General features: G+C 59.9%; 11 protein-coding genes. 4 read left to right on the plus strand and 7 right to left on the minus strand.

Annotation, left to right across the window (positions count from 1 at the left end; translation table 11 throughout):
- Positions 1 to 63 precede the first annotated feature (63 nt).
- The 6 genes from JJ917_11170 to ubiE all read right to left on the minus strand — a co-directional run bounded on the left by JJ917_11170 (position 64) and on the right by ubiE (position 6,926).
- On the minus strand, positions 64 to 1,455 hold the full coding sequence (locus JJ917_11170) for an adenosylhomocysteinase (protein ID MBO6699381.1): 1,392 nt from the start codon (positions 1,453 to 1,455) through the stop codon (positions 64 to 66).
- 215 nt (positions 1,456 to 1,670) lie between these two features.
- The gene (cysK, locus tag JJ917_11175; GenBank protein MBO6699382.1) at positions 1,671 to 2,660 is read right to left on the minus strand and encodes a cysteine synthase A; all 990 of its coding nucleotides are present in this window, start codon (positions 2,658 to 2,660) and stop codon (positions 1,671 to 1,673) included.
- 169 nt (positions 2,661 to 2,829) lie between these two features.
- On the minus strand, positions 2,830 to 3,276 hold the full coding sequence (gene dut, locus JJ917_11180) for a dUTP diphosphatase (protein MBO6699383.1): 447 nt from the start codon (positions 3,274 to 3,276) through the stop codon (positions 2,830 to 2,832).
- Positions 3,269 to 4,519: a bifunctional phosphopantothenoylcysteine decarboxylase/phosphopantothenate--cysteine ligase CoaBC gene (gene coaBC / locus JJ917_11185; GenBank protein ID MBO6699384.1), complete on the minus strand. Its 1,251-nt coding sequence runs from the start codon at positions 4,517 to 4,519 to the stop codon at positions 3,269 to 3,271. Before coaBC ends, dut begins: the two co-directional genes overlap by 8 nt.
- Positions 4,520 to 4,605: 86 nt before the next feature.
- Positions 4,606 to 6,153, minus strand: a complete 1,548-nt coding sequence (gene ubiB / locus JJ917_11190; protein ID MBO6699385.1) for a 2-polyprenylphenol 6-hydroxylase — start codon at positions 6,151 to 6,153, stop codon at positions 4,606 to 4,608.
- A gap of 17 nt (positions 6,154 to 6,170) precedes the next feature.
- A complete protein-coding gene (ubiE, locus tag JJ917_11195) occupies positions 6,171 to 6,926 on the minus strand; it encodes a bifunctional demethylmenaquinone methyltransferase/2-methoxy-6-polyprenyl-1,4-benzoquinol methylase UbiE (protein ID MBO6699386.1) in 756 nt (251 codons plus the stop codon).
- Positions 6,927 to 7,043: 117 nt separating this feature from the next.
- On the opposite strand from ubiE, the gene mutM reads away from it, so the two are divergent.
- The 3 genes from mutM to rpsT all read left to right on the plus strand — a co-directional run bounded on the left by mutM (position 7,044) and on the right by rpsT (position 9,344).
- Positions 7,044 to 7,982, plus strand: coding sequence for a bifunctional DNA-formamidopyrimidine glycosylase/DNA-(apurinic or apyrimidinic site) lyase (mutM, locus tag JJ917_11200; protein ID MBO6699387.1), 939 nt, complete (start codon positions 7,044 to 7,046; stop codon positions 7,980 to 7,982).
- A 35-nt stretch (positions 7,983 to 8,017) separates the two neighbouring features.
- A complete protein-coding gene (locus JJ917_11205; protein ID MBO6699388.1) occupies positions 8,018 to 8,791 on the plus strand; it encodes an enoyl-CoA hydratase in 774 nt (257 codons plus the stop codon).
- A gap of 277 nt (positions 8,792 to 9,068) precedes the next feature.
- Positions 9,069 to 9,344, plus strand: a complete 276-nt coding sequence (gene rpsT, locus JJ917_11210) for a 30S ribosomal protein S20 (protein MBO6699389.1) — start codon at positions 9,069 to 9,071, stop codon at positions 9,342 to 9,344.
- A 735-nt stretch (positions 9,345 to 10,079) separates the two neighbouring features.
- Here the strand turns inward: rpsT and JJ917_11215 are convergent.
- Positions 10,080 to 10,436 carry a hypothetical protein gene (locus JJ917_11215; protein ID MBO6699390.1) on the minus strand — a complete coding sequence of 119 codons (357 nt, stop codon included), beginning with the start codon at positions 10,434 to 10,436 and terminating at the stop codon, positions 10,080 to 10,082.
- Between the two features lie 643 nt (positions 10,437 to 11,079).
- On the opposite strand from JJ917_11215, the gene dnaA reads away from it, so the two are divergent.
- Positions 11,080 to 12,651, plus strand: a complete 1,572-nt coding sequence (gene dnaA, locus JJ917_11220) for a chromosomal replication initiator protein DnaA (GenBank protein ID MBO6699391.1) — start codon at positions 11,080 to 11,082, stop codon at positions 12,649 to 12,651.
- Positions 12,652 to 12,817: the final 166 nt, after the last annotated feature.

The following is a 12,817-nucleotide window of genomic DNA, read 5'->3' on the forward strand; positions in this document are numbered from 1 at the left end:
GCTCGGAACAACCGGCATTCCTCTGGCTCTGTTCCTCGCTAGACGCTCGGAACAACTGCGGGTCTAGTACCGGTAGGCGTCGCCTTTGAATGGGCCTTCGGGCTTCACGCCGATATATTCGGCCTGCTCGTCCGAGAGTTTGGTTAGCTCGGCGTTCAGCTTGCCAAGGTGCAGCATGGCAACCTTCTCATCCAAGTGCTTGGGCAGAACATAGACTTTGTTTTCGTACTGGTCGCCGCGCGTCCAAAGCTCGATCTGGGCAAGCGTCTGGTTGGCAAACGATGCTGACATCACAAAGCTCGGGTGACCGGTGGCGTTGCCGAGGTTCACCAAACGGCCTTCGGACAGCAGGATCATGCGTTTTTGGTCGGGGAACTCGATGAGATCGACCTGCGGCTTGACGTTCTTCCATTTGAAGTTTTTCAGGCCGGCGACCTGAATCTCATTGTCGAAGTGACCGATGTTGCAGACGATGGCCATGTCTTTGAGATCACGCATGTGATCGACGGTCAGTACATCCTTATTGCCGGTCGCCGTCACGACGACGTCGGCGCGCGGGGCCGCCTCTTCCATGGTCACGACTTCAAAGCCGTCCATGGCGGCCTGCAGGGCACAGATCGGGTCGACTTCGGTGACCAGAACACGAGCACCAGCGCCAGCCAAAGACTGGGCGGAGCCTTTGCCGACATCGCCATAGCCGCAGACGATGGCGACCTTGCCGGCGAGCATCACGTCGGTGCCGCGGCGGATGGCGTCCACCAGGCTCTCGCGGCAGCCATATTTGTTGTCGAACTTCGACTTGGTGACACTGTCGTTGACGTTGATGGCTGGGAACGGCAGCTCGCCACGCTCTTGCAACTGATAGAGGCGCATCACACCGGTCGTGGTTTCTTCGGACACGCCCTGAATGTTCGCTTTGACCTTGGAATAGAAGCCTGGCTCTTTGGCGAGGCGCTTTTTGATCTGCGCGAAGAGATACTCCTCTTCCTCGCTCTTAGGATTATCGAGCACCGACGGGTCGGTCTCGGCTTTGGAGCCCAAGAGCACCAGCATGGTGGCGTCGCCGCCATCATCGAGGATCATGTTGGCTGTTTCGCCATTGCCCCAATCGAGGATGCGGTCGGCATAGTCCCAATATTCTTCCAGCGTTTCGCCTTTGGTGGCGAAGACCGGGATACCGGCAGCCGCGATGGCGGCGGCGGCGTGGTCCTGGGTGGAGAAGATGTTGCAGGAGGCCCAGCGTACTTCGGCGCCGAGCGCGACCAGCGTTTCGATCAGAACCGCCGTCTGGATCGTCATGTGCAAGGAGCCAGCGATGCGGGCGCCTTTGAGCGGCTGCGCATCGGCATATTCCTCGCGGCAGGCCATCAGGCCCGGCATTTCGGTTTCGGCAATGTCGAGCTCAGTGCGGCCCCAGTCGGCAAGGGCGATGTCTTTGACGATGTAGTCGTTCATGGAAAATCCTGCAGGTGGGAGGTGGGCATGGCCCGCATTCCGGACCGGTTGCAGGGGCGTTTATCACCAAGCCTCAATAGATGCAATGCAGATATAAAGATGTCTTTATATTGTTACGTGAGAGTCAACGTACCCTTAAAAAACCCGCGCTCCGTTTCCGGAGCGCGGGTCGTGGTGTCTTGAGGTTTCAGGTCCGCCGCGAAAATCGCTGGCCGTTAAGCTAGGCCTTCAAACAGCGCCGTCGAGAGGTAACGCTCGGCAAAACTTGGAATGATCACCACAATGTTCTTGCCAGCATTTTCAGGCTTCTGACCCTGGCGGATCGCCGCGACCAAAGCTGCGCCGGAGGAAATGCCGACCGGCACGCCTTCCAGGCGGGCAACATGACGCGCGGTTTCCAGCGCCTCCTCGTTGGAGACGGTGACGACCTCATCATAAACGCTGGTGTTGAGCACGCCCGGCACGAAGCCCGCGCCAATGCCCTGGATCTTGTGCGGGCCGGGATTGCCGCCGGACAAGACCGGTGAATCTTCCGGTTCTACAGCCACCACATGCAGGTTCGGTAGGCGTGGTTTCAACACTTCTGACACACCGGTAATGGTGCCGCCGGTACCGATGCCGGAGACCAGAATGTCGATCTCGCCCTTCGTGTCGTTCCAGATTTCCTCCGCCGTCGTGTCGCGGTGAATCTGTGGGTTGGCCGGGTTCTCAAACTGTTGTGGGATAACGGTGCCAGGAATTTCGGCAGCCAGTTCGTCGGCGCGAGCGATGGCGCCCTTCATGCCTTTGGCCGCTTCGGTGAGTTCCAGTTCGGCGCCAAGCAAGGCCAGCATCTTGCGGCGCTCGATGGACATGCTCTCCGGCATCACCAGGATCAGCCGCACACCACGCTGAGCGGCAGCGAAGGCAAGCGCGATGCCGGTGTTGCCAGACGTCGGCTCGACCAGAACGGTGCCCTCTTTAAGCTTGCCTTGCTCGGCAAGGCTATCGAGCATGGCGACCCCGATCCGATCCTTGACCGAGGCAATGGGATTGAAGAACTCAAGCTTGGCCAGGATGTTGGCGGTGACGCCCTTGTCTTTGGCGAGCTTGTCGAGACGGACCAACGGCGTGTCGCCAATGGTGTCGGTAATGGAATTGTAGATGCGGCCACGGCCAGGCGCCGGCGCCTCGGCTTCAGTGGTTTTCAATGCTGTCACGCCCATGACGGTTCTCCTTGAATGAACTTGCCCGCAATCTAACCCCGCCAGCTGCCACTCACGAGCGATGGACGTGCAGAAATCAGTCCTATCAAGGATATTTCATTCCTCCAAAAATCAGTTTGGAAAAATGCCATTCTGTTTTGGCGTCAAATTGTGGCGCCTCATGCGATTTTCATCCGGTTCCTGTTGAGCCGAAACCGCCCGTCCCGCGCGTCGTTCCGTAGAGCTCATCGACTTCACGGAAGCTGGCTTGAACCACAGGCGCAACGACCATCTGGGCAATGCGCATGCCGCGCTCGACGGTGAAAGGTTTTGCGCCCAAATTCATCAGGATGACGTGAATCTCACCGCGGTAATCAGCGTCGATCGTGCCAGGCGCGTTGACCACCGTCAGCGCATGCTTGGCGGCAAGACCTGACCGAGGGCGCACTTGCGCCTCATGCCCATCTGGCAAGGCTATCTTCAGTCCCGTTGGAATGAGGGCGTGGGTACCGGGTTCTAGAACCGTGTCCGCCTCGACCGCGGCGCGCAGGTCGGCACCGGCAGACCCCGGCGTCGCGTAGGATGGAAGGGGCAAGTCTTCAGCGTGCGGCAAACGCTGGATCAGAATGTCAGCCATGCGCGCCTTTGGTCAGATCGTCGGCTAACCGTGCAATAAGTTTTTTGGCCACATCCTGCTTGCTCATTGTCGGCCAGGGTTCTGCGCCTTCGCGGGTGAGCAGTGTAACGGTGTTGGCATCACCGCCCATCACGCCACCCAGCGCCTTGCCCTCTGGCGGGGCGACGTTGTTGGCAACAATGTAGTTGGCGTTCTTACGCACCAGCTTATCCTTGCCATGCACTTCCATGTCGGCGGTTTCGGCGGCAAAGCCCATCACAAGACGCGGTCGGTTCGCACCCATAGCAATGGTTTTCAAAATATCCGGATTCTCAACCAGCTGGAGTGTCGGCGGGCCAGACCCGTCTTTCTTGATCTTACCCGCCGCCGGGTCGGCAGCGCCCCAGTCGGCAACGGCTGCAGCGAAAATGCCAATGTCGGCCGGCAAGGCTTCCTGCGTCGCAGCCAACATCTCCTTGGCCGTCTGGACCTGGACCCGGTCTACGCCAGCGGGTGCATTGAGCTTGGTCGGGCCGGAGATCAGCGTCACGCGTGCGCCGGCGTCATAGGCGGCCTTGGCGAGCGCATAACCCTGTTTGCCGGAGGAGCGATTGGCGAGATAACGCACAGGGTCAATAGGCTCGTGGGTCGGGCCAGCGGTGATCAGTACATGTTTGCCAGCAAGCGGTCCTTGCGTCCGGTCGGGCACGAAATGGGCTTCGACAGCCATGGCAATGTCCATCGGCTCGGCCATCCGGCCAACGCCGCTTTCGCCGGTCTCGGCCATCTCGCCGGCCTCAGGGCCGATGAAGGCGATGCCGTCGCCTTGGAGTGTTTCTGCATTACGCTTGGTCGCTGGATGATCCCACATTTTCGGGTTCATCGCCGGGGCAATCAGCACATCAGCGGTGGTCGCGAGCAGAACCGTGCTTGCCAGATCATCGGCCAAACCATGGGCCATCTTGGCCATGAAGTCTGCCGTGGCCGGTGCAACGACCACCAGGTCAGCCTCGCGTGCCAGGCGAATATGGCCGATATCCTGTTCAGCATCGCGGTCCCAAAGCTCGGTGAACACCAGCTCGCCGGAAACCGCGCCCAGCGTCATCGGGGAGATAAAGCTGGTGGCGCCTTTGGTCATCACCACGCGCACACGCGCACCACGTTCGCGCAACCGGCGCACAAGGTCCGGCGTCTTGTAGGCGGCGATACCACCGGTGATGACCAACAGAATGGTCCGGCCAGACAGAGTTTGATCGATCAACATGGGTTGAGGTGTAGCCAGATCGTTCGGTGTTGTCATCCCGGCCACCACGCACCGCGTGTGAGCCGGGATGACAGGGACGATTTGGATCAGTCCAGTATCGCGACCAATGCAAAGGCGATGATGCCGAGGCCGAACAGAATGGGCCACACGTCGAACTTGGTTTTGGCGTTTGTCGCGACCGTTGTTGGATCGGCGGGGTCCAGCGCCTTCAGGACCCTTTCGAACCGATGCAAGACATCCGGTGCGTCGGTGGCAAGGCGGGCCAGCGTCGAGACGGCTTTGGCCGCGTTTTCCGCCTGGCGAACCGGAGACAAATTGCTGCGAATCCAGCCGGACACAACGGGATCGGCAGTTTTCCAGATGTCGAGATTGGGGTCGAGCGTGCGCGCGACGCCTTCCACCACAACCATGGTCTTTTGCAGTAGGATAAGCTGCGGCTGGGTGCGCATGTCGAACAGGTCAGTGACTTCAAAGAGCTGTGTCAGCAGCCGGCCCATAGATATTTGCGAAGCGTTGCGGCCATGGATCGGTTCACCAATCGCCCGCAGCGCCTGGGCAAAACTGTCAACATCATGGTGCGGCGGCACATAACCCGCTTCAAAATGAACCTCCGCCGTGCGGCGATAATTTCGGGTGATGAAGCCAAACAGGATTTCCGCCAGGAATCGGCGCTCAGCCTGACCGAGACGCCCAGTAATGCCAAGATCCACGGCGACCAGCGTGCCGTCTGGCTCGATGAACAGATTACCTGGATGCATATCAGCGTGGAAAAACCCATCGCGCATGGCATGGCGGAGGAACGACTGCATCACCAGTGCGCCGAGCTTTTCCAGATTATGACCGTCAGCGCGGATGCCTTCCACATCGGACAGTTTGCGGCCTTCGATCCACTCGATCGTCATCACCTGTGAACTGGAATGATCCCAATCGACGGAGGGCACACGAAAACCTTCGTCCTCGGCGGTGTTCTCGGCCATCTCGGCGAGCGCCGCAGCCTCCATGCGTAAATCCATCTCAAGGCGAACGGATTCGGCCAGCGTATCGACCACGGCGACCGGGCGCAGACGGCGCAAGGCCGGCGTGGTGCGCTCCAGAAGGCGGGCGGCGATGTAGAACGTGGAAAGATCACGGGCGAACCGAACCGCCACGCCAGGGCGCAGGACCTTTACAGCGACAGGCTTCACAATGCCGGTTTCAGAATCGCGCAGCGTTGCCTTGTGCACCTGGGCGATGGAAGCGGCGGCGAGCGCCGGTTCGATGGTCTCAAACACCGTGTCAGCCGACCGGCCAAGCGCGTCGGTGATCCGTGCTTTGGCCTCTTCAAGCGGGATGGAGGGCAGGCGATCCTGCAGCGTTTCCAGATCGCGGGCCACCGCCATGCCGACCAGATCGGGCCGGGTGGCCAGAAACTGACCAAGCTTGATGTAAGACGGGCCAAGGCGTGCCAGCGCGGTGGAAATGCGATCAGCACGGGTGGCGGCCTTGTTGCGCCGGGCGAGCATGTTGGCAATGCGAAGCGGCACATGCGCCGGAGGCGGCGTGAGCTCGATCTCCATGCCAGAGAACACACCTTCGCGCGCCATGACGAAACCGGCGCGGGCAAGGCGAAATAGGGCGGCAACGGTGGTGAACATACCTTCGTGACCGGACCTTACAGTTTCACGCCCGTGTGCAGCACGGCGATGCCGCCAGAATAGGGTGTCGCTTCAACACGGTCGAAGCCTGCATCCTTGATCATGCGGGCGAAGCGAACCTTGTTGGGGAACTTGCGGATCGATTCCACCAGATATTGATAGCTTTCTTCATCGCCTCCGACGAGGCCGCCGAGTTTGGGGATCACGTTGAAGGAATAGGCATCGTAGACCGCATCGAGACCAGGCACATCGACGTGACTGAATTCCAGGCAGGCGAACTTCCCGCCAGGCTTGAGCACTCGGTAGGCTTCGGCCAAGGCCTTATCGATGCGCGGTACGTTGCGAATGCCAAACGCGATCGTATAAGCGTCGTAAACGCCGGTCTCTTGCGCTAGGTCTTCGGCATTGCCCTCGATAAAGGTCACGTTGCCAGCCAGGCCGCGTTTTAGCGCGCGCTCGCGCCCAACCTCAAGCATGGAGGCATTGATATCGACCACATCCACATGGGCATGGTTGTGCGAGGCCTTGACCAAGCGAAAGGCGATGTCGCCCGTACCGCCGGCAACATCGATGCTGCGCCAGGCCCGACCTGATTTTCGCGGGCGCATGCGGGCGACCATGGCGTCTTTCCAAGCGCGGTGAAGAAAGCCCGACATCAAGTCGTTCATCAGGTCGTAGCGGCCAGCGACCTTGTGGAACACCTCATCGACCAACGGCTGTTTTTCGTCCACGTCGATGTGGCGGTGACCGAAGCTTGAGCCTATATCGCTCATCTGTTGTGTCCTGCCTGTGTGCGTTGTGCGAGCTATAGCGAAGGCGGGCGCGGCAGGCTATGGCGATGACAGGCTCAATTGCCGCATGATGAATCTGCCCTTGTGAAGCGGTGATGGATGCCCGAACTGCCCGAAGTCGAAACGGTGCGCCGTGGTCTGGCCCCCGCCTTGGAGGGCGCGAGGATCATCCGCGCTGATGTCCGCCGGCCGGATCTTCGCTTCCCGTTTCCCGATGGACTGCAAACCCTCCTTGAAGGCGCCCGGATTACCGCGCTGACGCGGCGGGCGAAATATCTACTGATTGAGCTCGACAAGGGCACGACGCTGATCGCGCATTTGGGGATGTCAGGTAGCTACCGGGTGGAGACACACTCAGATCACACGCTCCGTTCCCAAGAGGAACGACCGCTAAGTGATCAACAACCTTTCACCCCAGGCCAGTTCCATTTTTCCCGCTCGGCGCTTGGGGCGCATGACCATCTGGTGCTTGACGTTGAGGGCGGCGCGGCTGGTCCAGCGCAGGTGATCTACAATGATCCGCGGCGCTTTGGTTTTGTGCTCGCGGCCCTGACGGCACAGCTGCACGAACACCCTTTTCTGGCCGATCTCGGGCCGGAACCGCTGGGCAATGCGCTCACCCCAGAGCATCTGGCGGCGCGATTTGCCGGTAAGCGGGCGCCGTTAAAGGCAGCGCTGCTCGACCAGAAGAACATTGCTGGGCTTGGCAACATCTATGTTTGCGAGGCGCTGTCGCGCGCGCGGCTCTCGCCAAAGAGGCTTGCCGGAACTTTGGTCACCAAAAAGGGTTTACCGACGCAAAGGCTGGTCACGCTGACGGGTGTTATCCGTGATGTCATCGGCGAAGCGATCGAGGCGGGAGGGTCGAGTTTGCGCGATCACAAACAAACCGACGGCTCTTTGGGCTATTTCCAACACCGGTTCTCGGTTTATGACCGCGAGCACGCCGCCTGCCCGACCGAAGGCTGCCGCGGCACCGTCAAACGCATTGTTCAATCCGGGCGCTCCACTTTCTACTGTCCCACCTGCCAACGCTGAAAATCGTCTCTTCCTTATCACGCAAGGACCCATCCATGGCCTATGACACGATCCTCGTCGACAAACGCGACCATGTGCTCCTGATCACGCTGAATCGCACCTCGGCACTCAATGCCCTGAACGCGCAAATGATGAGTGAGATTGCCGCAGCGCTTGGCGAGGCCGACCAGGACCCGCGCATCGGAGCGAGCGTGATCACGGGGACCGAGCGGGCCTTTGCCGCCGGCGCAGACATCAAGGAGATGGCTGAGCTTACATTTCCGCAGAGCTTCGTGGATGACTATGCGGCAAGTTATGAGGCGATTGCCCGGACCCGCAAGCCGATCATCGCCGCGGTGGCAGGCTACGCGCTGGGCGGTGGCTGCGAACTTGCTATGATGTGTGACATCATCATTGCCGCTGACACAGCCAAGTTCGGCCAACCGGAAATCACACTCGGCATCATTCCAGGCATTGGCGGCACGCAGCGGCTGGTGCATGCGGTCGGCAAAGCCAAGGCGATGGATTTGGTACTGACCGGGCGAATGATGGAAGCTGAAGAAGCTGAAAGCGCCGGCCTGGTGGCGCGCGTCGTGCCGGTTGACGATCTGCTCGACACGACACTTGAAGCTGCCGATAAGATCGGCGAGATGTCGCACGCCGCCACCATGATGGCAAAGGAAGCGGTGAACCGGGCCTTCGAAGTGCCGCTGGCTGAGGGCCTGCGCTTTGAGCGCCGCGCCTTCCAGAGCCTTTTTGCGACCGACGACCAAAAAGAAGGCATGCAGGCCTTCATCGAAAAGCGTTCAGCGCAGTTTAAGCAAAGCTAGGCGCTAGCCACACACACTCAGCGCCGCCCCCCATGCGGTTGGGCCGCAGGCCCAGAACACCCATGAGCGGAACGACCGGTTTTCTTTGGCTCTGTTCCTGCGGAACGACCGCTGTTGTCTTGACTTCGGCGCGCCAAGGCCGTACGTGCCCGCATCCCCTGGCAGACCCGCCACGGGGTCGCTGGATGCGCGCCCATCGAGGCCCGCGTCCCCCGCAATGGACAGCAAGAGCCAGCCGGGATTTTCAGCGCAACACCGTGCCAAACACGAGGACAGTATGGCCAACACCGTTTCCGCCAAAAAGGCGGTGCGCAAGATCGCGCGCAAAACTGCGATCAATCGAGACCGTAAAGGCGCCATGCGCACCCAGATCCGCCGCGTTGACGAAGCCGTCGCCGCCGGAGATCAGGCTGCCGCCGAAGAAGCTTTGAAGGCTGCCCAGCCGCTGATCATGCGCGCGGCCAATCGCGGCATCGTGCACAGAAATGCTGCATCGCGCAAAGTTTCGCGCCTTGCCAGCAAAGTAAAAGCGATGGGTGCTGCAGAGGCTTAATTGGCCCCACAACGGAAAGGCGAAACGCTTTTTCGTCGCACTTTTAACGCGAATTAGAGGCCGCTAACCGATAGCGGCCTTTTTTGTTGCGAGATTGCAACACGCTAGACATGTAATGCTATTCTAATGTTACGCACGGGCAATGGGGGCAAACCGGTTCGATGGGCCTGGTTTTGATTATTCGGCTTAATAAGCGCTTGTTCATATAAGGGATGTTTGAAGATCAAACTTTCTTGTTTTTTGTATAAAATTCAATGATTTGAGTCATAGACCCTTTCATAACACTTCCATGAAACCTTCGATATCCGACTGATTCGACGCCAAAAAAGCAAAAAATCGGGCGTCTGACTTTCGCTCGCGCCACGGTCGTTCAGGCCGGGTTTGGGAAAAAAGAACGTAGAGTCAAAGCGATTCCAAAAAGCGGGGTTTCCGGCATCGGCCTGGAACGCTGGCAAGGCGATGAGTCAAGTGAAAAGAGTCTGAAAAAGCGCCTTTACGGGGCCATTGGCCGGGGCTAAAAAAGCCCCATCGACGGCGCTCGCCGAAGACCATCCGCAGATCGAAGCAATCGAATGCTACGTTCGACCAGTATAAGTCGGCGAAGTTACCCGTTTGCCTGCGGAAATACTGACTAACCTGCGCGAAAGCGCTGTGATATTTGGGCTGTAATCTTTGCTTGTTACGCTGGTGCGGACCGAAAGGCCTGCGCTGCGAGACCAAGACAAAAACCACAGGTCAGTTCATGGCCGAGCGCGGCACCTGCTGCGAGCCGATACCGCCGCTGGGCGTGATCGGTGCCAAATGGCCGACCGCCATTTGCGTGCAAGTCGGCCGGTGCCAAAGGGCACTGTCAGAAGTGGTTGTTGAGGCGTTCACCGTCGGTTCGGTCCGTTGCTCTTCGTAGGGGCACGAGTGCGACAGGAAGTCGAACCGGTAGGGTCTGGGGCTACAAGCGGTGCGGTCCGCGATGCTTTGCAGACAATGGGTGCGGCTTTGACCGGGAGGAGCTGGCTTGGCCTTGAGGCTGCCGGTCGGTGTGTGCGTGAGGTTGGGTACGCGGCTTTTTGGCCAGTACGCTTTCAGGCGTTCCATTGATGGCAGTGCAAGGCCAGCCGTGAAGACAACGGCGATGGCGGCCGATGGGCCGTGGCGGCTGATGGAGGGACTTTGAGATGGCGTGCTTCGCTTTGGACATGTTCACGCTGAACATGGGTATGCAACGGATGTGGTCAAAGAGCGGGAACGCTGACCAGATTTATGCCAGTGGCGGCCAAGGCAGTTATCGTGGTCTTACGTCTCTGGGCAGCGCAGCGCTTTCTATAAACTCGGCGCCAGGTATTCCTCCAAGTTTCAGTCCAGTGGCAGGGTCCTGCCACCCGCGGGCAAGGTTGGCGCTCTAACCGCCTGCCCAAGGCTTGTGCGGTCGCCTTTTTCCGCACGCTCTTTCACTTCTTTTTCGACTGTTGCGAGCGCGGCTCTTGCCGTTCGCTGCGACCTGTTCATGACCCCTTTTTGCGCTGGACCCCTCTTCTCAATGACCTTGCCATCCTCACGCCTTGCGTCACCGCCTGACGCGCCTCTTTCCAAGCCACATGCCCAGTCTGCTGCCGCCTCAGGCGCTACGTCCGCTGCGGCCAAATCTGCCACGACCGGAATGACTGGCCGTGGCACAAACGGTGATCCTGCCCTTCCCGCCTCGTCCCCCCGACCACTAGAGACAAAGGAACCCAACTCAATGGCCTCTTCGCCTGACTCCTCGAACGACCGTGACCGGACAGAACGTGGCAAGCGGAGTTGGCAACGTGTTCAGGCGCGCCTTCGGGCCGAGTTGGGCGAGGACGTTTATTCCTCCTGGTTTTCCAGCGCCATGTTTGAAACCAGCCGGGACGGCCATGTGGAACTGTCGGTCGCAACTCGGTTCCTGAAGCATTGGATCGAGCACAATTTTGGCCCGCGCCTTTTGGAGCTTTGGACGATCGAAGACGAAGCGGTTGAGCGCTACACCATTCATGTGCGCACAAACGGCGCGCGGCGGATTGCCAAGTTTGGATCGACTGCCGAGACCCAGGCGGCGCGCGGCAACCCTGCCAACACGAACCATTCCGGCGATGGATTGAACGCCTCATCCCATGGCGCGCTGACCAGCAAGAGCGTCCAATCTGATGGAGGCTCGGCCGGCAGAGCGAGCTTGCGCTCCTCCAGACCCGCACCGACGCGCAGTGTGAGTGGTGGCGACTCTGGCGAGGCAACCGGTGAAGAAAGCTCGATCGGCACTCCGCTCGACCCACGTTACACTTTCAACGCTTTTGCGGTTGGCGAAAGCAACCAGTTTGCTTTTCGTGCCGCCCGTGAATTGGCCCGTGAAGGCTCGGTGCTTGGCTGCAAAGTTCTGTTCGTGCGTGGCGGGGTTGGCCTCGGCAAAACCCACCTTTGCCAGGCGGCAGCCGCTGAATTGCATCAGGCCGGCAAGCGAACGCTCTATCTGACGGCCGAGCAGTTCATGCGCGATTTCGTGATCTCGCTGAAGTCGCGTTCTGCCGTCGATTACAAAGAGGCTTTGGCGGCCATCGATGTTCTGGCCGTTGACGATATCCAGTTTCTGTCCGGGCCAGTGATCCAAGGCGAGTTCTGCCATGTGATCAACACGCTGATCGATGCCGGCAAAACCCTTGTGGTGGCCGCCGACCGTGCGCCAGCGGCGCTCGACAGCATTGATGTACGCATGCAGTCGCGGCTTTCCTCCGGGCTGGTCGTTGAGATCGCGTCCATGGACCGGACCGTGCGCCGGGCGCTGCTGGACCGACGACGCACCGCCTATCAGGCCGAGGGTGGTCAGGCCGACGTCACCGATGCGGTGCTCGACAAAGTCGCCGATCTCATCACAACCAATGGCCGCGATCTGGAAGGCGCGTTCAACCGGATCATCGCTGAAATTGGGCTCAACAATGCGCCGGTGACCGAGCAAAGCGTGGCCTCCTGCATCGGCTTTCTTCTTTCCAACGCCGAAACCCCGCGAGTGAAGATCGAAGACATTCAGCGCGCCACCGCACTTCAGTTCGGTCTGACCAAGACTGACCTTCTCTCCCACCGCCGCACCAAGCAGATCGTCGGGCCGCGCCAAATCGCGATGTATCTTGCCAAGGTGATGACCGTGCGCTCACTTCCCGACATCGGGCGCCGGTTTGGCGGGCGCGACCACACAACTGTGTTGCATGCGGTGCGCAAGATCGAAAAAGAGCTGCAAACCGATGCCAGCCTACAGAAGGTGGTTGAGGCTCTAAAAAGTGCGATCCTGTCGCAAAGCTAGGCGGCGGCGATTGCGCGCGGGTTAGAAGGCCCTGCGACTGGTGCGCACTGTGTGCGCTTGGATTGCCCTAAGACCTGCCAGCATCTGTGCAAGACTGCACCGGGCCGGGCGCCACGCGCTCGGTTCGGCTTGCAAAGTGCCGTCAAGCCCTCCCATATAGATGCCA

It is taken from the genome of Hyphomicrobiales bacterium (assembly GCA_017642935.1).
GTDB lineage: Bacteria > Pseudomonadota > Alphaproteobacteria > Rhizobiales > MH13 > MH13.